At 74.4% G+C, this 21,960-nt stretch carries 20 protein-coding genes; 8 read left to right on the forward strand and 12 right to left on the reverse strand.

The features are described 5' to 3' along the window. Positions 1–10: 10 nt before the first annotated feature. The 3 genes from ACIGXE_RS02515 (at position 11) to ACIGXE_RS02525 (ending at position 2,113) form a co-directional block, all read left to right on the forward strand. Positions 11–475 carry a GNAT family N-acetyltransferase gene (locus ACIGXE_RS02515; protein ID WP_399741838.1) on the forward strand — a complete coding sequence of 155 codons (465 nt, stop codon included), beginning with the start codon at positions 11–13 and terminating at the stop codon, positions 473–475. After that, positions 472–1,755, forward strand: a complete 1,284-nt coding sequence (locus tag ACIGXE_RS02520) for an MFS transporter (protein ID WP_399741841.1) — start codon at positions 472–474, stop codon at positions 1,753–1,755. The genes ACIGXE_RS02515 and ACIGXE_RS02520 overlap by 4 nt, the downstream gene beginning before the upstream one ends. Positions 1,756–1,939: 184 nt before the next feature. Continuing rightward, positions 1,940–2,113 (forward strand): hypothetical protein, encoded by a 174-nt coding sequence (locus ACIGXE_RS02525; RefSeq protein WP_399741843.1) that lies wholly within the window; start codon positions 1,940–1,942, stop codon positions 2,111–2,113. 28 nt (positions 2,114–2,141) lie between these two features. On the opposite strand, the gene ACIGXE_RS02530 is transcribed toward ACIGXE_RS02525, so the two are convergent. From ACIGXE_RS02530 to ACIGXE_RS02555, 6 genes are all read right to left on the reverse strand, one after another. Then, entirely contained in the window at positions 2,142–3,443 is a 1,302-nt protein-coding gene (locus tag ACIGXE_RS02530) for a carboxyl transferase domain-containing protein (RefSeq protein ID WP_399743695.1), read from the reverse strand. A 313-nt stretch (positions 3,444–3,756) separates the two neighbouring features. Beyond that, on the reverse strand, positions 3,757–5,331 hold the full coding sequence (locus ACIGXE_RS02535; protein WP_399741846.1) for an acyl-CoA synthetase: 1,575 nt from the start codon (positions 5,329–5,331) through the stop codon (positions 3,757–3,759). Positions 5,332–5,351: 20 nt separating this feature from the next. Next, a complete protein-coding gene (locus ACIGXE_RS02540) occupies positions 5,352–6,536 on the reverse strand; it encodes an MFS transporter (protein WP_399743698.1) in 1,185 nt (394 codons plus the stop codon). Positions 6,537–6,648: 112 nt separating this feature from the next. Next, a complete protein-coding gene (locus tag ACIGXE_RS02545; protein WP_399741849.1) occupies positions 6,649–8,190 on the reverse strand; it encodes a GAF domain-containing protein in 1,542 nt (513 codons plus the stop codon). Positions 8,191–8,224: 34 nt separating this feature from the next. Beyond that, positions 8,225–9,271: a rod shape-determining protein gene (locus tag ACIGXE_RS02550; protein ID WP_399741852.1), complete on the reverse strand. Its 1,047-nt coding sequence runs from the start codon at positions 9,269–9,271 to the stop codon at positions 8,225–8,227. Between the two features lie 147 nt (positions 9,272–9,418). Continuing rightward, positions 9,419–10,057: a hypothetical protein gene (locus ACIGXE_RS02555; protein WP_399741855.1), complete on the reverse strand. Its 639-nt coding sequence runs from the start codon at positions 10,055–10,057 to the stop codon at positions 9,419–9,421. 122 nt (positions 10,058–10,179) lie between these two features. On the opposite strand from ACIGXE_RS02555, the gene ACIGXE_RS02560 reads away from it, so the two are divergent. Next, positions 10,180–11,055 carry a hypothetical protein gene (locus ACIGXE_RS02560; RefSeq protein WP_399741858.1) on the forward strand — a complete coding sequence of 292 codons (876 nt, stop codon included), beginning with the start codon at positions 10,180–10,182 and terminating at the stop codon, positions 11,053–11,055. A gap of 18 nt (positions 11,056–11,073) precedes the next feature. Here ACIGXE_RS02560 and ACIGXE_RS02565 read toward each other — a convergent pair whose 3' ends face one another. Continuing rightward, a complete protein-coding gene (locus ACIGXE_RS02565) occupies positions 11,074–11,505 on the reverse strand; it encodes a MarR family winged helix-turn-helix transcriptional regulator (protein ID WP_399741861.1) in 432 nt (143 codons plus the stop codon). A gap of 90 nt (positions 11,506–11,595) precedes the next feature. Between ACIGXE_RS02565 and ACIGXE_RS02570 the strand changes: the two genes are divergently transcribed. The 3 genes from ACIGXE_RS02570 (at position 11,596) to ACIGXE_RS02580 (ending at position 14,075) form a co-directional block, all read left to right on the forward strand. After that, entirely contained in the window at positions 11,596–12,615 is a 1,020-nt protein-coding gene (locus ACIGXE_RS02570; RefSeq protein WP_399741864.1) for an NADP-dependent oxidoreductase, read from the forward strand. A gap of 64 nt (positions 12,616–12,679) precedes the next feature. After that, the gene (locus tag ACIGXE_RS02575; RefSeq protein WP_086831271.1) at positions 12,680–13,102 is read left to right on the forward strand and encodes an organic hydroperoxide resistance protein; all 423 of its coding nucleotides are present in this window, start codon (positions 12,680–12,682) and stop codon (positions 13,100–13,102) included. 154 nt (positions 13,103–13,256) lie between these two features. Continuing rightward, positions 13,257–14,075 (forward strand): EI24 domain-containing protein, encoded by an 819-nt coding sequence (locus ACIGXE_RS02580; RefSeq protein ID WP_399741867.1) that lies wholly within the window; start codon positions 13,257–13,259, stop codon positions 14,073–14,075. A 55-nt stretch (positions 14,076–14,130) separates the two neighbouring features. Here the strand turns inward: ACIGXE_RS02580 and ACIGXE_RS02585 are convergent, their stop codons facing one another. The 3 genes from ACIGXE_RS02585 to ACIGXE_RS02595 all read right to left on the reverse strand — a co-directional run bounded on the left by ACIGXE_RS02585 (position 14,131) and on the right by ACIGXE_RS02595 (position 17,860). Beyond that, on the reverse strand, positions 14,131–15,354 hold the full coding sequence (locus ACIGXE_RS02585) for a serine hydrolase domain-containing protein (protein WP_399741869.1): 1,224 nt from the start codon (positions 15,352–15,354) through the stop codon (positions 14,131–14,133). Positions 15,355–15,429: 75 nt separating this feature from the next. Beyond that, entirely contained in the window at positions 15,430–16,647 is a 1,218-nt protein-coding gene (locus tag ACIGXE_RS02590) for a PP2C family protein-serine/threonine phosphatase (protein ID WP_399741871.1), read from the reverse strand. A 253-nt stretch (positions 16,648–16,900) separates the two neighbouring features. Further along, on the reverse strand, positions 16,901–17,860 hold the full coding sequence (locus tag ACIGXE_RS02595) for a LysR family transcriptional regulator (protein WP_399741875.1): 960 nt from the start codon (positions 17,858–17,860) through the stop codon (positions 16,901–16,903). 146 nt (positions 17,861–18,006) lie between these two features. Here ACIGXE_RS02595 and ACIGXE_RS02600 point away from each other — a divergent pair, with 146 nt between their 5' ends. Next, positions 18,007–20,196 carry a M4 family metallopeptidase gene (locus ACIGXE_RS02600; RefSeq protein ID WP_399741878.1) on the forward strand — a complete coding sequence of 730 codons (2,190 nt, stop codon included), beginning with the start codon at positions 18,007–18,009 and terminating at the stop codon, positions 20,194–20,196. Between the two features lie 67 nt (positions 20,197–20,263). Here the strand turns inward: ACIGXE_RS02600 and ACIGXE_RS02605 are convergent, their stop codons facing one another. Further along, a complete protein-coding gene (locus ACIGXE_RS02605; RefSeq protein ID WP_399741880.1) occupies positions 20,264–20,986 on the reverse strand; it encodes a carbon-nitrogen hydrolase family protein in 723 nt (240 codons plus the stop codon). 32 nt (positions 20,987–21,018) lie between these two features. Then, positions 21,019–21,936: a LysR family transcriptional regulator gene (locus ACIGXE_RS02610; RefSeq protein ID WP_399741883.1), complete on the reverse strand. Its 918-nt coding sequence runs from the start codon at positions 21,934–21,936 to the stop codon at positions 21,019–21,021. Between the last annotated feature and the right edge of the window lie 24 nt (positions 21,937–21,960).

The following is a 21,960-nucleotide window of genomic DNA, read 5'->3' on the forward strand; positions in this document are numbered from 1 at the left end:
TACTCGGGCCATGCCCGACATCACTCTGCGGCGCGCCACCGCCGCCGACGCCAAGCGGCTCACCCAGCTCGTCCGGACCTCCTCCGCCTACGCGGGCGAGTACGCGGCCATGGTGGACGGCTACCAGGTCGGCGGGGCCTACATCGAGCACCACCCCGTCCACGTCGCCGTCGACGCCGACGGCCGCGTGCTCGGCTTCTACGCCCTGCTCCTCGACGAGGCCGAACTCGACCTCGCCTTCGTGGCCGACCGGGCCCAGGGCCTCGGCATCGGCCGGATGCTCATCGAGCACATGATCGGCGAGGGGCGGGCCGCCGGGCTCGACACGATACGCGTGGTCGCCCACCCGCCCGCCGAGGAGTTCTACCTGCGCACCGGCGCCCGCCGCACCGGGACCGTCCAGCCCACCGGACACGTGCACTGGGCCCGCCCCGAACTGCGCTACGACCTCGCCGTCACGGCCGGCGCCGCGTGACCGCCACCCAGGAGGCCGGACCCGCGAGCCGCCGGGTCCTCGCCGACCTCACCCCGCTGCGCACCTCCGCCGACTACCGCCGCCTCTGGTTCGGCAACAGCGTCACCTGGGTCGGCCAGGGCATGACCACCCTCGCGATCTCGCTCCAGGTCTACGACATCACCCGCTCGCCGTTCGCCGTCGGCCTCGTCGGGCTCTTCTCCCTCGTCCCGCTCGTCGTGTTCGGCCTGTACGGCGGCGCCATCGCCGACACCGTCGACCGCCGCAAGCTCGGCCTCGCCAGCTCCACCGGCCTGGCCGTGCTCTCGGCCGGCCTCGCGGCCGCCGCGTTCGCCGGCTTCCACCAGGTCTGGTTCCTCTACGGGATCGTCGCCCTCCAGGCGGTCTGCGCCGCGCTCAACGCGCCCGCGCGCAGCTCGATGATCCCCCGGCTGCTGCCGCCCGAGCAGCTGCGCGCCGCCAACGCGCTCAACTCGATGACCACCACCTTCGGCACGCTCGTCGGGCCCAGCCTCGGCGGCGTGATCGTCGGACTGGCCGGCTACCAGACGGCGTACCTGATCGACGCGATCGCCTTCTCCGCCTCCCTCTACGCGATGTGGCGGCTGCCCTCGATGCTGCCGGAACGCGCCGGTGGCCCGGGGACGCCGCCGGGCGAGGGCCGCAAGCGGGCCTCCGTCCTCGACGGGCTGCGCTTCCTGGCCACCCGGCCCAATCTGCGCATGACGTTCTTCTCCGACTTCTGCGCGATGATCCTGGCCCATCCGCGCGCGCTGTTCCCGGCCGTGGCCGTCCTCTGGTACGGCGGGGACGCCCGCACCACCGGACTCCTCGTCGCAGCCCCGGCGTTCGGCGCGCTCCTCGGCGGGGTGCTGTCCGGCTGGCAGGGCCGGATCCGCCACCACGGGCAGGCGATCCTCCTCTCGGTCGCCGCGTGGGGCACCGCGATCGCCGCCTTCGGCCTCACCCGCGAGCTGTGGCTCGGACTGCTGCTGCTCGCCGTCGCCGGCTACTCCGACACCGTCTCGATGATCTTCCGGAACACGATGATGCAGGTGGCGGCCCCGGACGAGATGCGGGGCCGGCTCCAAGGAGTCTTCATCGTGGTCGTGGCCGGCGGCCCCCGGCTCGGCGACTTCCTCGCCGGGTCCGTCGCCGACCTCACCTCGCCGGCCGTGGCGATCACCGGCGGCGGCCTCGCCTGCGTGCTCGCCATCGGGCTGCTCGCCCTCTACGGCAAGGGCTTCCGGCGGTACGACGCGCGCAACCCCACGGCCTGAGCCGGCGGCCGCCCGCGAGCCCACGGGAGCGGCGCGCGGGGAGATCATCCGGGTGGTGGGCGTGATGCGAATGCGCCCCCGCCGAACGGGTCATCCCCCGGCCCGGTCCGGGCGCGGGCGCTTGCCGAGGGCCTATGCCGCCGAGAGGCTCCGCATGAGCAACTCCGCTCCTCAGGAGGTTTTCATGCGCAAGTTCATCGCCACGGCCGCCCTGGCCGCCGCCGTCGTCCTCTCGGGTTCGGGCACCGCCCTCGCCCACGGGTACCTCGACGAAGGCGACGGCCCCAGCGTGACCGTGGTGGACAACACGGTCGTGGTCTGCGAGGACTTCAGCTCCTGCGCGGGCGACATCGGCTGATCGTCACCCGGACCGCGGCGAAGCCCCCTCACGCCGAGGGGGCTTCGTGCTGCCCCGCCTCCCCGCGGACGATGCCGCGCACGACGCCCAGCTCCACGAGGTCCTGGGGCCGCAGCCGCAGCCGCTCGGCCGTCTCCGGGACCAGGTCCGGCGGGCGCTTGAGGATCTGCGCGGCGAGCTCGGGCGCGATGACGGAGAAGTAACTGTCCGGGGTGGCCCAGGTGTTGCCGGGCGCGGCGAGCGCGAGCGCACCGCCGGAGCCGCCCTCGCCGACCAGCAGCGACGTGACGGGGACGCGGGCCCCCGCGATCGCCGCGAAGGCCTCCGCGATGGCCGGGCCCGCCCCGGCCCGCTCGGCGGCGGCGTCGTTGGCCGCGCCCGGGGTGTCGACCAGCGTCAGGACCGGGATCCCGAGCCGGTCCGCGAGCCGGACGAGCCGCGCCACGGTCCGGAAGCCGGCCGGCCGGGTGGCCCCGCCGTCCTGCGCCGCGTACGCCACGACCCGCCCCTCGCGCAGCCCGAAACCGCACTCCACGCCGGGATCCACGCCCCCGGCCCGGTCCCCGCGGACCGCCGCGCGCACCTCGAAGTACGCGTCCAGGTAGGCCCCGGCCCGGGGGCGGCCCGCGGCCCGCGCCGCCTGGACGGCCGCCCACCCGGTGCCGGGCAGGCCGAGGTCGCCGAGGGCGTGGGGCGGGGGAGCGGCGGCCGGCGCCGGCCCGGCCGCCGGGGTCAGCAGCCGTAGCCACAGCGCCAGGGTCCGACGCAGCCGCTCCGGCGGTACGAGCGCGTCCACATGGCCGTGGGCGTGCTGGTCCTCCGCCGTGTACGCGGCGGGGTCGGCGTCCGAGGGGCGCACACGGGAGCCCGCGAACGCGACCTGGGCCGTGGGCAGGGCGAGGACGACGTCGGCGCCCGCGCCGACGGTGGCCCAGCCGCCGCCGGTCGTGGGGTCGCGCAGCACGGTCACGTGGGGGACGCCGGCGGCGCGGAGGCGGACGGTCTCGGCGGCGACGCGCTGCAGCTGGGTGAGGGCGATCATGCCCTCCTGCATCCGGCTGCCGCCGGTCGCGACCAGCGACACCAGCGGGAGCCGCCGCTCGGCCGCCGCACGGAACGCGGCGACCAGCCGGTCGCCCGCCGCCCGGCCGAGCGAGCCGCCGAGGAAGCCGAACTCGAACACCACGAGGACGCAACGCAGCCCGCCGACGGTCGCGGTGCCGTACCGCACCGACTCGTCCTCGCCGGTGCGGGCGCCGGCCCGGGCCCGCGAGGCGTCGTAACCGGGCCAGCCGAGGGGGCCGTCGGCACCGGCCGACGGGCCGGGCACGGGAGGCGCGTTCTCGGGAAACGCGTCCTGCGGAGCCGTGTGCTGCGAAGTCGCCTGCTGGGGAGCCGCGTTCCCCGGGGCCAGGGAATCGAAGGCCGCGTCCTCAGGGACCGCGTTCTCAGAAACCGTGTCCGCAAGGTCCGCGCCCTCGGGTGTCCAGTCGGCCGCCGTCGCGGGGGCGGGCGTCGTGGGAGTGGCGTCCTCCGGGAGCCAGTCCTCCCGCGCGGCCCGGCCGGGCGCGGGCGCCGGAGGGGCGGTGAGCTCGACGAAGTCGTCCGTCACCAGGGCGACCGCCTCCCGGGCGGACAGGCGCTCAGTCACGGGCGGGCTCCTGGAGGGCCTTCTTCAGGACCTTGCCCATGTCGTTGCGGGGCAGCGCCGTCAGGAAGCGCACCTCGCGGGGACGCTTGTGCGGGGCCAGCTGGGCCGCGACGTGCGCGACGAGCGCGTCCGGCGCGGGCGGGGCGGCGGGGTCCGCCGGGACGACCCAGGCCACGATCCGCTCGCCCAGGTCCGGGTCGGGAGCGCCGGTCACGGCGGCCTCGCGCACCTCCGGATGGTCCAGCAGGGCGTTCTCGATCTCCCCCGCGCCGATCTTGTAGCCGCCGCTCTTGATGAGGTCGGTCGCCTTGCGGCCGACGATCCGCACGTAGCCGTCGGCCTCCCGCACCGCCATGTCGCCGGTGCGGAACCAGCCGTCCTCGGTGAAGGCGGCCGCGGTCGCGTCGGGGCGGTTGAGGTACGCGGAGAACAGGTTCGGTCCGCGCACCTGGATCTCGCCGACCGTCTCGCCGTCGTACGCCTCCGCGCCGAGCACCGAGCCGTCCTCCTCCGCCAGGCGCAGTTCGACGCCGTTCAGCGGCAGCCCGACCGAGCCGGGGCGCGGCCCCGAACCCCCCGGGACGGAGGTGTTCATGAGCGTCTCGGTCATGCCGTAGCGCTCGACCACCGTCCGCCCCGTCGCCGCGGTGATCCGCTCGTGGTCGTGCACGGGCAGCGCCGCCGACCCGGAGACGAGGAGCCGGGCACCCGACAGGGCGCGTACCAGCGCCGGGTCGTGGGGGAGCGCCTCCGCCAGCCGGTGGTACATCGTCGGCACGCCGAACAGCATCGTCCCGCCGCCGTCGCCGAGCTCCTTCGCGACGCCCTCGACGGAGAAGCCGCCCAGGTGGCGCAGTTCGCCGCCGCGTCGCAGCGGGCCGAGGACGCCGAGGACGAGGCCGTGGACGTGGAACAGCGGCAGCCCGTGCACGAGGACGTCCGCGTCCGTCCAGGACCAGGCGTCCGCGAGCGCGTCGAGGGAGGCGGCGAGTGCCCGCCGGGAGAGGACGACGCCCTTGGGCGGGCCGGTCGTTCCCGAGGTGTAGACGATCAGCGCGGGGGTCTCGGGGTCCTCCGGCTCCGAGCGGAGGGGCACCCGGGCCCCGGCCTCCGTCCCTGCCTCCGCCCCGACCCCGGCCTCCGCCCCGACCTCGGCCTCCGCCCCGACCTCGGCCTCCGCCCCGACGGCGGTCCCGGCCCCCCTCCGGGCCCCCGCCTCCGCCTCGACGTCGATCCGCGGCAGCGCCGCCAGCGCCGCCGGCAGGGCGTCGCCGGCGCCCGCGAGCACCACGCCGGGCTCGCTGTCGCCGAGGATGTGCGCCAGCTCGCGCTCCCCGACGCGGGGGTTGAGCGGGACGGCCGGCACGCCGGCGAGCAGCGCGGCCACGACGCCCACGGCCGTCCGCGCGGTGGGCGTGGCCCAGACGGCGACCCGGCCGGCCGCCAGGAGCCGGGGCGCCAGGGCGCCGGCGGCGCGCGCCAGTTCCCGGTACGTGAGGGTGTCGGCGCCGAACCGCAGGGCGGGTCGGTCGGATGGGGCCTCCAGGGCCGGGAACAGGGCGCTCATGGGCGCATTCTGCCCAGCCGTCAGGGACGGCGTGCTGCGACCTTGCTCACGTCCGGCACGGGCGTGTCGCTCTCCGGGCGGACGTACCGCATCCGCCCGTACGCGTAGACGCAGCCGGCGAGCGCCAGGTCGGACAGCAGCATGAAGCCGATCGAGTACGAGCCCTTGGCGCTGTAGATCGCACCCATGACCAGCGGCGGTACGAAGCCGCCGAGGCCGCCCATCGCGCCGACGATGCCGGTCACGCTGCCGACCTGCGGCTGCGGGGTGACCTGGGAGACCAGGGCGAAGACGGAGCCGCTCGCGGTGCCGAGGCCGGCGGCCATGACGAGCAGGGCGGTCGTGCCGCCCGGGTTCAGCGGCGGGTCGAAGGCCTGGACGATGGCGAGCAGGGCGACGACGCCGAGCGCGCCGGCCGTCACGAGGGCCGGGTGGACCCGGTCCGAGAGCCAGCCGCCGATCGGCCGGAAGACGACCGTCACCAGGGCGAATCCGGCGGCCTTCGTGCCCGCGTCGGTCGGGTCGAGCTCGTACCAGGTCTTCAGATAGGTCGGCAGGTAGACGCCGAAGGCGACGATGCCGCCGAAGCCGATCGCGTAGAGCGCCGACAGCTCCCAGGTGACCCGCAGCCGCCCGGCCCGGCCGAGCCGCTCCCCGAGGGAGGCGGCCGGGATCGGCCGGCCGGGGCGGTCGGTGACGAGGAGCGCGGCGAGGACGGCGTACGCGGCGAGGGCGACGGCCACGACGACGAACGGCAGGTTCTCGCCGTGCCGGGCGATCCGCGGGGTGAAGTAGCCGGAGAGCGCCACGCCGCCCATGCCCATGCCGAAGACGCCCAGCGCGAAGCCGCGCTTGGCGGGCGGGAACCAGGAGTTGACCAGCGGGATGCCGATGGCGAAGGTCGTGCCGCCGAGCCCGAGCAGGAACGCCACGCACAGCAGCAGGCCGTACGAGTCCTTGACGACGATCAGGAGCAGCACGGGCACGATCGTCAGCGCCGACACCAGCGGGAACATCGTCTTCGCGCCGTACCGGTCGGTGAGCGCGCCGGCCGGGATCCGGCCGAGCGAGCCGACCAGGACGGGGATCGCGACGAGCAGCGACTGCTCGAAGGAGCTGAGCGCGAGCCGGTCTCCGTACCAGCTGCCGAGCGGCGCGATCAGGTCCCAGGCCCAGAAGGTCAGCGTGAAGCCGACGGTGGCCATGAGCAGGTTGCGATAGGCGGCCGTGGGGATCTTCGCTTCGGTGTCCACGCCCTCAGTCAAGATCCGGTGGACGGGCGCGGCGCGCCGGACTGCTCCGTACGAGGAGTCCGGCTCACGCCTCCCGCGGCCACGTCACCACGGTGGGCGGCTCACCGTCGTCCTCGAACCGCAGCCGCGGTCCGGCCTCGTCGGCGGTGATCTCCACCGTCACGGCGCGGACGCCCGGCCGCCGGTGGGCCACGGCCAGCGCGCCGCGCAGCGCGGCGAGCAGCCGGTCGGCGGAGGCCTCGTCGGAGAGGGTGTCGACGGCGCCGGAGAAGTGCACGGAGGGCTGGAAGCCCAGCAGCGCCGCCGCGCCGCCGGTCTCGCGCAGCACCCGGCCGCGGAAGGAGGCCGGGGCGTCGGCCGGCGGCTGCTGGAGCGCGAAGATCGTGGTGCGGACCTCCTGGATCGTGGAGTCCAGTTCGTCGACGGCCCGGGCGAGGAGGGTGTCGACCTCGTGGAGGGCGGCCCGCCGCCGGGTCGACTCCAGCATCATCTCGGTGGCGAAGAGGCGTTGGACGACGAGGTCGTGCAGGTCGCGGGCGATCCGGTCGCGGTCCTCGTAGACGGCGAGCCGCTCGCGGTCGTGCTGGGCGTCGGCGAGGACGAGCGCGAGCGCCGCCTGGGAGGCGAACTGGGAGGCGAGGAGACGGTCCACCGCCGTGTACGGGCGGTCGCCGCGCCGGCGGGGCAGGGCGAGGGTGCCGATGAGCTGTCCGCCGCTCTGCAGCGGCAGCATCATCGACGGCCCGAAGCGGCTGCGCACATGGGTGGTCATCCGGGGGTCCGTCGCCGAGTCCTCGACGAACACCGGCTCGCCGCCGAGCAGCTGGACCAGGACGGGGGAGCCGGGCGCGATCGTGGTGCCGACCAGGTCGCCGGGGTCGTCGGGGGTGGAGGCCGCCACGATCTCCATGCCGCCCTCCGCGGTCGGCTGGAGCACCACGCCCGCCGAGGCGCCGGCGAGCAGCCTGGCCCGCTCGGCGACGGTCGTGAGGGCGTCCTCGGCCGGCTTCCCGGTGAGCAGCGCGGTCGTCACGGCCGCGGCGCCCTCGATCCACCGCTCGCGCTGCCGGGCCGTCTCGTACAGGCGGGCGTTGCCGATGGCGATGCCGGCCTGGGTGGCGAGGATGCGCAGCAGGGCCAGGTCCTCGTCGGTGAAGGGGCCCGTGGACCTGTCGGCGAGGTAGAGGTTGCCGAACACCTCGGTGTGCACCCGGATGGGCACCCCGAGGAAGGAACGCATCTCGGGGTGGCCCTCGGGGACGCCGGTGGAGCGCGGGTCGGCGGTCAGGTCGTCGAGCCGCAGCGGCTGCGGGTCCCGGACGAGGACGCCGAGGAGCCCGGTGTGGCCGTCGGGGAGCCGCCCGATCCGCCTCCGCTCCTCCTCGGTCATGCCGGAGGTGAACAGCTCGGTGATGCGCAGGCGCTCGGGGTCGACGACCCCGAGCGCCCCGTAGCGGGCCCCGGTCAGCGCGGTGGCGGTGTCCACGATGTGCTGGAGGGTGGTCCGCAGTTCGAGCTCGGTGCCGACGCCGAGGACGGCTTCGAGCAGCATGGGCAGCCGGGGCGCCAGGTCGTTTCCGTAGGCGTCCTCGTCCATGATCGGCATGGTGTCATTGTCGTACAAAACGCCCGGCCGTGGCTTATTCGGCGGGCTCGGCCAGCGGGTCGAGGACCAGCGGCTGGATGCGGCCCTCCAGCATGGCGCCGAGGCCGAGCACGGCGCAGACGTCCGGGCGCTCGGCGATGTGCACGGGCATCCCGGTGGCCTCGCGCAGCATCTGGTCGAGGCCCGGCAGCAGGGCGCTGCCGCCGACCATCATGATCCCGCGGTCGGCGAGGTCGGCCACCAGGTCGGGCGGGCAGTCGCGGAGCACCTTGCCGATGCCGTCGAGGACGGCGGTCAGCGGCGTCTGGATGGCCTGCCGCACGGCGGCGGTGTCGACGGTCACCGAGCGGGCGAGGCCGGTGGCCACGTCGCGGCCGTGGATCTCGGTGAAGGTGGGGCCCTGCAGGGTCAGCCCGTTGCCGTGCAGGGCGACCTGCAGCGGGCGCACCGACTGGCTGGGCAGCATGAGTTCGTGCTGGTGGCGCAGGTGCTGGATGACCGCGTGGTCGATGGCGTCGCCGCCGACGGGCATGCGCTCGGCGGTGACGATGGCGCCGAGCGAGAGCACCGCGACCTGGGTGGTGGCCGCGCCGCACACCAGGATCATGGTCGCGGTGGGCTGCTCGACCGGGAGCCCGCAGCCCACGGCCGCCGCGATCAGGGTGTCGACCAGTTCGACCCGGCGGGCCCCCAGGCCGACCAGGGTCTCCACGGCGGCGCGCTGGGCGAGCGGGTCGCTGTCGTGCGGGGTGCAGGCGGCGGCGCGCAGCCGCGGCTTGCGGCGCAGCTGGCGGCGGAGCTTGTCGCCGAGGAGGTGGCGCAGCATCCGCTGGGCCATCTCGATGTCGACGACGGTGCCGCCGGAGACCGGCCGGACCACCCGGATGTAGTCGGGGGTGCGGCCGGTCATCTTCTCGGCGAGGGCGCCGACGGCGATGAGCGCGCCGGTGCGGGTGTTGACGGCGGCGACGGACGGTTCGTCGACGACGAGTCCGGCGCCCTTGACGAAGACCCGGGTGCGGGCGGCGCCCAGGTCGACGGCGACATGGCAGCGGCGTAGCTGCTCAAGGCTGACGGTCACGGCGGTCCTCCGGAGTGCGGTGCTGGCACGGGCGAGGCGGAGAGCGCGGGGTGCGGGGGTGCGCGGTCCTGTTGGCATCGTCCTGCCGCCCCGCCCGGGGCGCGCGCTGAGCTGAGCCGCCCGGGGGTGGCCCACCCTGACGGAACCTCAGGCCAGGGGTGCCGCTTCCGGCCCGGCCAGGGGCGGGACCTGACGCTGGAGAAGCCCCCAGGCGAACTCGGCGGCGGCGCGGCTGCCGTCGGCGAGGGTGAGGTCGAGCCGGGCGAGCGCGGGGGAGACGCCCTCGCGTGGCTCGACGTCCCGGCCGGCGCGCCAGACCTCGTCGATCGTGCACCGCCACGGGCGCAGGTCCTCGGCGGTACGCAGCTCGGGCACGGCGGCACCCGGGGCGCGGGTCAGGGAGCGGGACCACACCGCGCGGCGCGGGCCCACCAGGACGGTGAACCGCAGCTCCGGCCAGAGCGGCACCGGCCACGTCCACGCCTCGCTGTCGCCGCGGACGGGCTGTCGCGTCTCCGGCTCGCCGAGGGCCTGCCGGTAGCGGTCGAACTCACCCGGGCCGCTCGGAGTGAAAGGGGCCGCGCGAAGCGCGTCAGGCGGGGTGGCGGCGGATGTCGGGCGGGCATGCGCCCACGCCTGCCAGCGCTTGTTCGCCTCGCGCATCTCGGCGCGCGTGGCGCCGAGTTCGCGCAGCGCCTCCTCGACGAGTCCGGCCTGGTGGTCGGCCATCCGGCGGAGCAGGACGAGCTGGAACTCGTACGGCCCAAAGGGGGCGGCAGGGGTCATGTGCCCATCCTGCCCGAAGGGGGAGATTCGCGACGGCACGCCGACGACCTGCGGTTTCCTCACAGGATCCTCACTTCCACGTCTATCAGCCGTGTCCGGGCGGCGCATAGCCTGCGGGCGCCATGGACTACTGCAACCAGTGCCGACGGCATCTCAACGGAGCCCTGGCCTGTGCAGGTTGCGGCACCCCCGCCGAGGAGCTGCGGTACTTCGCCCCCCACCTGCCCGCGCCCGCGCCTGCCCCCGCGCCCGCGCCCGCGCCGGTGTCCACGTTCACGTACTCGGAACCGGCGGAGACCCTGTCGTCCGGTGCGCCGGAGTACGACCACGCCTACGAACTGGACCCGGTCGAGCCGCCCCGCCCCGCCGAGGGGCGCGCCGCCGCGCGCCGGAGCAGGAGCCGGACGGGCGGCCGGGGGGCCGCGCGCGGGGGGCGCCGGGCGCGCTCGCGGCGCGGGCGCACGGTGCTGCTCGGCACGCTCGGCTTCGCGCTCGCGGCCGGCTCGCTGAGCATGGCCCGGCTGGCCCTGGAGCAGTCCGAAGGCGGTGCCGCCACGGCGGTGCAGGAGGAGGACGTCGTCGAGGAGACGCTCGACCCGGATCAGCCGGCGCCGTCGGAGAGCACCGGCCGGCCGGACGGCGCCGGGCCGGTCGAGTCGGTCACGGCGCGCCCGTCGTCCACCGGCCGTCCCACGCGCGGCTCGGTCCGCGGCGGCTACTCGGGAGGCGGCTCCGGGAGCGGTACGGGCACGGCCACGGGCGCCGGTGACGGTACCGGTACGGGCGAGGGGACCGGCTCGGGGGACGGCTCCGGCGCCTCGCCGACGGCGTCCGCGCCCGGCCCCGACAGCCCCTCCGGCACGCCCTCGGACGGCCCTCCGGGCAGCGCCTCGCCCACGGCCGGCGACGGTCCCGCCCCGGGCCCGGGCACGCAGACGCCGAGCCCGACCCCGAGCCCGACGCAGACCTGCACCCGGTTCCTGTGGTGGTGCGTCTGACGGAGGCGGGACACCCGGCTAGCCGGGCGTGCCCAGCATCCGCTTCAGCAGGTCGCGCAGGAGGGTGCGCTCGGTCTCGGTGAGCTCGCCGAGCGGTTCGCGGGCGAAGCGCAGTGACTCGCGCAGCCGGCGGGCGGTCTCGCGGCCCTCCTCGGTGGGGGCGGCCACCTTCACCCGGCGGTCGGCCGGGTCGGGGCGGCGCTCGACCAGGCCGCGGGACTCCAGGCGGTCGATGATCCCCGTCACGTTCGACGGCTCGCACTTGAGCTTCTCGGCGATCTTCCGCATGGGCGTGGGCTCCAGGGCCAGCAGCCCGAGGACGCGGGCCTGCGCGCCGGTGAGGGCGTGCGTCGCGGCGGCCTCCTCGTACTCGTCGTGGTAGCGGGCCACGACGGTGCCGATGAGCTCCACGACTTCCAGCGTCAGGGGGTCCGTGCGTTGGGTGGGCATGGCTCGATCCTACTCCGATGCTTGACAACATGAAATATCGAGGAGCATGGTTGTTTCAGTTCATGAAGCATTTTCTAGGAGGCCCCGCCGATGTCCGTACTCCCCGCGTCCAGCCGTGAGTGGCACCTCGTCGCCCGCCCGCACGGATGGCCCGTGCCCGCGGACTTCGCCCTCCGCGAGAAGCCGGTGACCGAGCCCGCCGAGGGCCGCATCCTCGTGCGCAACCTGCACTTCTCCGTCGACCCGTACATGCGCGGCCGGATGAACGACGTCAAGTCCTACATCCCGCCGTTCCAGCTGGACCAGCCGATGGACGGCGGCGCGGTCGGCGAGGTCGCCGCCTCCAACGCCGAGGGCTTCGCCGTCGGCGACCACGTGCTGCACGGCCTCGGCTGGCGCGAGTACGCCGACGTGCCCGCCCAGCACGCCACCAAGGTCGACCCCGAGCTCGCGCCCCTCTCCGCGTACCTCGGCGTGCTCGGCATGACCGGCCTCACCGCCTACGCGGGCCTCTTCGAGGTCGCCTCGTTCAAGGAGGGCGACGCCGTCTTCGTCTCCGGCGCGGCCGGCGCCGTCGGCAGCCAGGTCGGCCAGATGGCGCGGCTCAAGGGCGCCTCCCGGGTCATCGGCTCGGCCGGCTCCGTCGAGAAGGTCAAGTGGCTGGTGGAGGAGCTCGGCTTCGACGCCGCCTTCAACTACAAGAACGGCCCGGTCAAGGACCAGCTGCGCGAGGCCGCCCCGGACGGCATCGACGTCTACTTCGACAACGTCGGCGGCGACCACCTCGAAGCCGCGATCTCCTCGCTCAACGTGCACGGCCGCGCCACCATATGCGGCATGATCGCCCAGTACAACGACACCGAGCCGGTGCCCGGCCCGCGCAACATGGCCATGATCATCGGCAAGCGGCTCCGCCTCCAGGGCGTCCTCGTCGGCGACCACTACGGGCTGCAGCAGCAGTTCGTCCAGGAGGTCGGCGGCTGGCTGCGCTCCGGCGAGCTCAAGCACGGCGAGACCTTCGTCGAGGGCATCGAGAACGGCGTGGACGCCTTCCTCGGGATGCTCCGGGGTGACAACACCGGAAAGATGATCGTCTCGACGACCCGCTAGTCTTCCCTCAGCCGTCGCGATCGTGGGCGCGAGTCGCGGCGAACGGAAAAAGGAAGACAACAGCATGTCGATTCAGCAGTCCGACGTCCTGTACACCGCCGTCGCCACCGCCGAGAACGGCCGCGACGGCCGGGTCGCCACCGATGACGGCCAGCTCGACGTCGTCGTCAACCCGCCGAAGGCCATGGGCGGCTCCGGCGCGGGCACCAACCCGGAGCAGCTCTTCGCCGCCGGCTACAGCGCCTGCTTCCAGGGCGCCCTCGGCGTCGTCGCCCGCAACGAGAACGCGGACGTGTCCGGCTCGACGGTCACCGCCGAGGTCGGCATCGGCAAGAACGACGACGGCTTCGGCATCATCGTCAAGATCTCGGCGACCATCCCGAACGTGGACGCCGAGACCGCCAAGAGCCTCATCGAGAAGGCCCACCAGGTCTGCCCGTACTCCAAGGCGACCCGCGGCAACATCACCGTCGAGCTCGCCGTCTGAGCCGTCCCGCCGCAGACTGAGAGCGAGGGCCGCATCCTGACCGACCAGGGTGCGGCCCTCCCTCGCGTCCGGGCGCGGCCGGGCCGGGGCTCCGGCGTCTCAAGTTCGGAACAGGAATCGGACCCCCGCCGGACCCGCCGTTAGGCTGATCGTCATGCGTGATTTCGGGGCAGGATTCCGTTACCTGCTGCAGGGGCAGAAGTGGGTCGGCACTCACGGACGATGGTTCGGGTTCGGGCTGCTGCCCGGGCTCGTCACCTTCGTCCTCTACGTGGGGGCGCTCGTCGGCCTGTTCTACGGCGCCGACGACCTGACGGCCTGGGCGACGCCGTTCGCCGACGACTGGGGCTCGCCCTGGCAGGGCGTGTTCCGCGGCACCCTGACCTTCCTGGTCCTCGCGCTCGGCGTCTTCCTCGCCGTGATCACCTTCACCGCCGTCACGCTGCTCGTCGGCCAGCCCTTCTACGAGTCGCTGTCCGAGGCGGTCGACCGCAGCGAGGGCGGCGAGGTGCCCGAGTCCGGTCTGCCGCTCTGGCGTGAGCTGTGGATCTCGGCCCGCGACAGCCTGCGCGTCCTGCTGCGGGTCGCGCTCTACGGCGTCCTGCTCTTCGCGGCGGGCTTCATCCCCGTCGCCGGTCAGACCGTGGTCCCCGTGATCGGCTTCTGCGTCTCCGGCTTCTTCCTCACCGAGGAGCTCACCGCGGTCGCGCTGCAGCGCCGCGGGGTCGAGTTCAAGGAGCGCCTGGGAATGCTGCGCGGCCGCCGGATGGCCGTGCTCGGCTTCGGCGTCCCCCTCACCCTCGCCTTCCTCGTCCCCTTCGTCGCCGTCCTGCTGATGCCGGGCGCGGTCGCCGGGGCCACCCTGATGGCCCGCGAGCTGACCGGCGAGGCGACGGCCGAGGACGACGACGCCGCCGAGCCCGAGGCAGACGGGACGGGCCGGACGGCGGGCGTGCCGCACCACGCCGCCTGATCCGGCCCGCTCCCCGGCCACTCCCCGAGGGGTGCGCGGGCGGGCCCCGACCCGGTCAGGGCTGCAGCGGGTGCTCCGGGGCGAGCGCCGCCGCGATGCGCTCCGCGACCACCTCCGCCATGTTCCCCTCGGCGGTGTCCGGCGTCTTCGTCGCGGACACCGCGATGGCCAGGCGCTTCGACGGCAGATACGCCTGGATCGCCGCGTACCCGGAGAACGACGGGTTCTGCAGCAGCCAGGTGTCGGCGACGATGACCCCCAGCCCGAAGTGCTTGGCCTCCGTCTGCTTGAGGCAGATGTCGGCCGGGCACTTCGCGGTCGGCACGCCGAGGCCGACCGTGCCCGGGTTCAGCAGGGTGCGGTACGAGCGCCGTGAGATCAGCTCGCCGCTGCCGATGCCCTGCGCGGAGCGGGTCATGTCGCAGACGGTGGAGGTGATGACGGCGCCGGGACCGGTGGTCCACGAGGGATTCCAGAAGGTGGACTCCTCGTAGAAGCCGCGGTCCGAGGTGAAGGCGTGCAGCACCGGGCGGGGGATCTCAGGCGTGAACGCGTTCCGCGTGTTCCGCAGCCCCAGCGGGCCGGTGACCTGCTCCTCCACGAGCCGGTCGATCCGCTGCCCGGTGATCCGCTCCAGGGCGCGTTCCAGGAGCAGGTAGTTGGCGTGCGAGTAGCTCCAGTTGGTGCCGGGCGTGTACCAGAAGTCGTGGGAGAAGGGGAACGCGAGCAGTTCCTCGGGGGTCCAGGCGCGGAACGGGTGCGCCGTCAGCTCGGCCCCGAATTTCGGGTCGGTGACGTAGTCGTGCAGGCCGCTGGTGTTGTTTGCCAGCATCCGCAGCGTGATCTCCTTCGCCCGCGGGACCTCCGGCAGCCAGGGCTCCACCGTGGCGTCGAGGTCGACCCGGCCCTGCTCGACCAGCCGGAGCAGGGTCGTGCCGATGTGTGCGAAGGCCACCGAGCCGGCCCGGAAGTGCATGTCCGGCTCGGCCGGGACGCCGGTCATCGACTCGCCGAGCGCGTCGGTGACGACCTCCCGTCCGTCGACGGTGACCCGCAGCAGCACGGCCTTCAGCTTGAGGTCCCGCCGGGCCTTGCGGGCGATGTCGAGGACCCGGCGGCCCCGGTCGTCCAGGGAGTGCCGGGTGCGTACGCAGTCGCGGTCGCCGTGGCCGCCGGGCGGACCGGCGGGGGTGTGCGCGACGGCGGCCGTGGCCGGGAGGACGGTGGCGAGCAGGGCGGCGGCGAGGAGGGCCGCGCGGCCCCGGGAGGTGCGTCTCATGCCCGCACTATGTCCGGAAGGTCTGCTTGATCCCGTCGAACACTCCGCGTGGGCCCCGGGACCCGCCCGGACGCCTCACAGCCCCACGACGACCAGCGCCGTGTCGTCCGTCGCGCCGCCCACCGGCAGCATCTCCAGGAGCAGTGCGTCGGCCAGCGCCTGCGGCTCGGCGCCGCGGTGCCGCTCCAAGGTGCGGGCGAGGCGGGCGAGGCCGGCGTCGATGTCCTCGTGGCGCCGCTCGATCAGCCCGTCGGTGTACAGCACCAGGGCGGCGCCCGGGGTGAACGCCGCCTCCGCCTGCGGCCGGGGTGCGTGCTCCGGATCGGCGCCGAGCGGCGGATCCGTCGCCCGGTCCAGGAACTCCACCGTCCCGTCCGGGTGGAGCAGTGCGGGCGGCAGGTGTCCGGCGCTGCTGTACGCGATGGTCCGGCTGTCCCAGTCGATGCAGGTCTCGACGGCCGTGGAGTTCTCGGCGCCCGCGACGGACCGCGCGTACGTGTCCAGCACGTCCAGGGCCTGCGCCGGCCCCCGCACGACCCGGGACGCGGCGGTGAGGGCGCTGCGCAGCTGGCCCATCACCCCGGCGGCGGTCAGCCCGTGCCCCACCACGTCGCCGACCGCCACCCCGCCCCGGTCGCCGCCGGGCAGCGTGACCAGGTCGTACCAGTCCCCGCACACGTTCAGCGCGCCGACCGCGGGCCGGTAGCGCACGGCCGTCGGGTGCGGCCCGATCGGCCCGGGCGCGGGCAGCATCGCCTCCTGCAGGGTGAGCGCCACCTCGCGCTCCCGGGCGTGGGCCGCCCGCAGGCGCTCGTTGACCTCCTGCAGCTCCCGGGCCCGTGCGTACACCTCGGCCTCCAGGACCCGGGCGCGGCCGTCGCCCGGCCCGCTGCGGGACCGGATCAGCTCGGTGATCTCCTCCACCCGGTGGATGAGGAGCTCGACCCGGCCGTCGGCGCCGAGCACCGGGACGTTGACGGGGCTCCAGTAGCGCACCTCCCACTCCCCGGGCCGGTCCGCGCGCTCGACGTCGTACCGCTGGGGGGCCAAGGCGTCCCGCTCGCCGGTCGCGACCACCCGGCGGAGCGAGGCCACCAGGTTGCGCACGCCGTTCGCCGCCGGATCGTTCGGGTTGTCGGGGAACACGTCGAAGGGGTGCCGGCCGATCAGCTCCTCCCGGCCGCGGCCCGAGCGGGCGACGTACTCCGCGTTGACGTCGACGTACACCAGGTCGGTGGTGAGCAGCGCGACCATGCCGGGCAGCGCCCGGAACACGGCCGCGTAGTCGGTCACCGTCCCTCACCTCTGACACCAGGGTGCGCCGGGCGGGGGCGGTTCACATCCCGGAGCGAGGGCGCCGGGAGGGAGGGCGGGGCCCGCCCCCAGTAGGGGTACGCGCGGCGGGACGCGTCCGGCGGTGCGCCTCCACGCCCGGCGGGGTGCGCCCGTACGCCCGGCGGGGTGGGGCGCCGGGTCGGCGGGCGGGGTGCGCCCATACGCCCGGCGGGGTGCGCCGGGTCGGCGGGTGGGGTGTGCCGGGCCGCCGTCAGTCCAGGACCGGGTGGAGCTCCGGGCGGGACTCCCACCAGGTCCGGTGGAAGGCGTTGTGGGGGACGTTGTCCAGGTACGCGAGTCCCGCCGCCCGGTACAGCAGGCCGGCGCGCCGCTCGGAGACCGCGGCCCGGTTCCAGGCGAGCCGGATGCGGCCGGTGACCGGGTCGCCGGCCAGCGGGCGGAGCACGGTGCCCTCGGCGGGCGGCGCGGTCGGCTGGCTCAGGGAGATCGCCCGGCCCGCCGCGATCAGGTCGTAGTGCATCTTGCGGTCGGCGATCCGGTGGCGCAGCGTCGGGGTGAAGCCGGCCTTCCGGCAGGCCCGGACCAGCGCCTCCGGGCCGCCGTCGTCGTCCTCCACCATCGTCATCCAGGTCTCGCCCGCGAGGTCCGCCAGGTCGATCCGCTCCTGCCCGGCCAGCGGGTGGGCCGCGGACATGCGCACGCAGAACGGTTCCTTCGGAACGAGGGTGCGGGCCGCCACGCCCTCGGGCAGCGGGACCTCGTGGTCGGCGACCTCCCCGTACACGACGGCGTCGTACCGCCCGGCGCCGAGCAGCCGGCTGAGCGCGGTCACCGAGTGCTCGATGCTGACCTCGATCTCCTGGCCCGCGAGCTCCTGCTCCAGACGCCCGATCAGCCGGTCCACCAGCACCAGCAGGATGCAGCCGAGCCGCAGCGTCGGATGCGGAGCGGCGGCCCGCGCGCCGGCCGCGAGGGCGTCCATCTCGCCGAGCACCCGGCGCGCCGTGGACAGCACGAACTCGCCCAGCGGGGTGGGGTCGACGCCGTGCCGGCCGCGGGTGAACAGCTCGCCGCCCGCGGCCCGTTCGATCCGCTTCAGCTGGGCCGAGAGGGCAGGCTGGGAGACCCCGAGCCGAGCCGCCGCACGCCCCAGACTGCCCGCCTCCGCTATCCGGCAGACGGCCTCAAGATGCCTCAACTCCAGCTGCATTTCAGCAGCGTAGGCACGCCGGACCGATGGACGGAACGGTTCGGCATAACGCGCGTCCTATGCCCGGTGAGATGTCCCCTGATGGGCATGTCCACGCCCATACTCGGCGCGTCCCACCGTCTCCCCCCACCCGAAACGGAGCAGACGTGCACCCCACCAGACTCTCGGCGGCCCTGGCGGCGCTCGCCCTGACGGCGAGCCTCGCGGGCACCCTCGCGGCCACCGCGAACGCCGCCGCCCCGGGACCGTCGCAGCCCGTACCGCCCGGGCACGGCAAGTCCCTCGCCCTCGCCGCCGCCGACCGGGCCGCCGACAGCGGACTCGACGGGCTGCGCCACGGCACCGACGAGGAACTCGTCCGCACCGCGGTGACCCCGTGGGCGGGCGGCCTCTACTACGCCGCCTACCAGCGCACCTACAAGGGCCTCCCGGTGGCCGGCGGCGACGCGGTCGTCGTCTCCGACAGCGCCGGCAAGGTCCGCGAGGTCGCCGCCGCGCCCGCCCCGGCCATCCGGCTCTCCACCAAGCCCGCCGTCGGCTCCGCCGCCGCCCTCGCCACCGCCAAGGCGCAGCTCGCGGGCGTGGAGAGCGCGAGCACCCCGGAACTGACCGTGCTGCTCAAGGGGAACAAGCCGGTCCTCACCTGGCACACCCTGGTCGTCGGCCGCACCGCCAAGGGGCTGCCCAGCTCGCTCGACACCTACGTCGACGCCCGCACCGGCGAGGTCACCCAGGCGCGGGACAAGATCCTGCATGCGGACGGCCGCGGCTACCACAACGGCAACGTCACCATCGACACCGCCGCGACCTCGATGACCGACCCCAACCGCTCCGGCTTCAAGTGCGGCGGCCAGAACGGCAGCGCCTACACCGGCACCCCGCCGTGGGGCAACGGCACCGCCAACGACCTCGTGACCGCCTGCGTCGACATCATGTACGCGGCCCAGCGCGAGTCCGACATGCTCAAGCAGTGGTTCGGCTACAACGGCCAGAACGGCCAGGGCGGCATGGTCCCGGCCCGCGCCGGCCTGAGCGAGGTCAACGCCTACTACGACGGCACCAAGACCACGTACGGCCACAACCAGAACGGCACGATGCAGCTCACCGGCATCGACGTCGTGGCGCACGAGTACGGCCACGAGATCTTCGACAAGACCCCGGGCAGCTCCGGCTCGTCGAACGAGAACGGTGGCATGAACGAGTCCACCGGCGACATATTCGGGGCGCTCACCGAGCACTTCGCGAACAACCCCAACGACACCCCGGACTACACGGTCGGCGAGAAGCTGAACTTCCTCGGCGACAACAAGCCGATCCGCTACATGTACAACCCGTCCCTGGCCGGGGACCCCAACTGTTACCCGCAGCTGAACTCCGGCACCGAGGTGCACGCGGCGGCCGGCCCGCAGAACCACTGGTTCTACCTGCTCGCCGAGGGCTCCAACCCGGGCGGCGGCAAGCCGGCCAGCCCCATCTGTTCCGGCGGCCCGTCCTCGGTGACCGGCATCGGCATCCAGAAGGCCGGCAAGATCTTCATGGGCGCCCTGCTGATGAAGACCTCCTCCTGGAACCACCTGGCCGCCCGCAAGGCGACCCTGTCCAGCGCCAAGAACACCTACGGCAGCGCCGAGTGCAACGCGGTGAAGACCGCCTGGAACGCGATCGGCGTCCCGGCCCAGTCCGGTGAGACCGACTGCGGCGGCACCACCACGCCGGACTTCTCGCTCGCCCTGAACCCGGCCTCCGGCTCGGTCCAGCCGGGCGCCTCGGTCACCTCCACGGTCAACACCAGCACCACCGGCGGCAGCGCGCAGACCGTGCAGCTCTCCGCGAGCGGCGCCCCGAGCGGGGTCACCGTCTCCTTCAGCCCGTCCTCGGTGACCTCGGGCAACTCCTCGACCATGACCGTCCAGGTCGCGGCCGGCACCGCCAACGGCACGTACCCGATCACCGTCACCGGCAAGGGCTCCGCCACGCACACCGTCACCTACCAGCTGTCGGTCGGCACCACGACGCCGCCCACCGGCTGCGACAACACCGAGTACACGTACGAGGGTTCGCTGACCGACGGCCAGGCCGAGGCCCAGCCGGACGGCTCGTACTACTACTCGGCGACCTCCGGCACCCACGTGGGCTGCCTGCGCGGCCCGGCCGGCGCGGACTTCGACCTGTACCTCCAGAAGTGGAACGGGTCGGGCTGGGCGGACGTGGCGGTCGGCGGCACCGCGAGCGCGGACGAGGACATCAGCTACAACGGCACCGCGGGCTACTACCGCTACGTGGTCCACGCCTACAGCGGCTCCGGCGCGTACACGCTGGGCCTGAGCGCCCCGTAGCGGGGGCGGGGCACCGTCACGGACAGGGGGTTCCGTGACGGACTCCCGAGCCGGGCGGCCGGTCTCCCTACCGGCCGTCCGGCACGTCCACGAGCACGTACCCCGGCTTGTCCGGACCCGCGTCCGCGAGGCGCGCACCGTCCGGGCCCCAGGCACCCGCCAGACCGCCGCCGACGCCGTCCTCGTTGACGCCGAGGACGTTGCCGAGCACCACGTACAGGCCGAAGTCCCGGGCCCGCACCGGATAGACCGTCCCGAAGGAGTCGTTGTCGGCGGAGAGCACCGAACTCGCCAGATACGCCTGGCAGGAGTCGGCGGCCGCCCGCTCGGCGAGCTCGGGGAAGCGGTTGTCGTAGCAGGTGGCCAGGGCGAAACGGAGCCCGTCGAGCTCGAACCGCCCGTCGGTCGCGCCCGGGGCGAACACCTCGGCCTCGACCCCGTACAGGTGCTGCTTGTCGTAGCGGGTCAGGAGCGTGCCGTCCGGGCCGATGACCAGCGTGGTGATGCCCGGGCGTCCGCCGGGCGTGCGGACCGGGCCGTTGACCACGGCCGCCGCCGAGACCTCACGGCAGGCCTCCCGCAGCGGTGCGAGGCGCGGGTCGTCCTCGGCGAGGACGAGGGCGGGGGTGCGGTCGATCAGGCTCGGCTCGTAACCGGTGAGCGACAGCTCGGCGAAGACCACCAGCCTCGCGCCCTCCGCCGCGGCGGCGCGGACCGTCTCGGCGATGGTGCGGACGTTGGCGGCGACGTCCCCGGCGACCGGGGCGAACTGGGTGGCGGCGACGATCATGGCCGTCATCATCCCGCACCCTTCTGTAAGGGTCAATGGAGCTCGACGGGTGTTAGCTCGCGGGCCGTCTCGTGCAGCAGTCCCAGGAACGCCCGCGCCGCCACGGTCGGCGTCGGCGGGGTCGCCGCGCAGATCCGCCGGTACGGCACGTCGTCCGGATGGATCGTCACCAGCGCCACGTCCGGCCGCACCGAGGCCGCCGCGAGGGCCGGGACGAGCGTGACCCCGAGCCCGGCCGCGACCGCGCCCAGCTTCGCGATCCAGTCGTGCGCGACCAGGCCCGTGCGCGGCCGCAGTCCGGCGGCCACGGCCGGGCGGAACAGGGTGTCCTCCAGGCGCTCGTTGCCGACGATCCACTCCTCGTCGGCGAGTGCCGCCAGCCGCACGTCCCGCCGCCCCGCGTACGGATGCCCGCGCTCCAGGGCCACCAGCATCGGCTCGTCGAGAAGGTGATGCAGCGTCACCCCCTCCGGTACGGGGCCGCCGGCCGCGGGGCTGACGACGGCCAGGTCCTCCTCGCCGACCCCGACCAGCCCCAGGTGCTTCACCGAGGGGCCCTCGACCCGGGTCACGGCGACCCCCGGATGCCGCCGGCGGAAGGCGGCCTGTGCGCGCGGGACCAGCGCCGCGCCCGCGCTGGAGAAGGCGCCGAGCCGCAACAGTCCGCCGGTCAGGGTGCGCAGCGCCTCCAGCTCCGCGCGGGCGACCCCGAGCCGGTCCCGGACCGCCTCCGCGTGCGGCAGCAGCACCCGGCCCGCCTCGCTCAGCCGCACCCCGCGCGGCAGGCGCTCGAACAGGGCGGCGCCCGTCTCGTCCTCCAGGACCTGGATCTGCCGGGAGATCGCGGACTGGGTGTAGCCGAGCGTGCGGGCGGCCGCGGTGAAGGAGCCCTCGCGGGCGACGGCGAGGAAGACCTCGTAAGAGCCATGCGTAATAGGCATGGGGGTCATGCTAGACATTCGCTTGTCGCATGG

Source organism: Streptomyces sp. NPDC053431, from assembly GCF_044544925.1.
GTDB lineage: Bacteria > Actinomycetota > Actinomycetes > Streptomycetales > Streptomycetaceae > Streptomyces.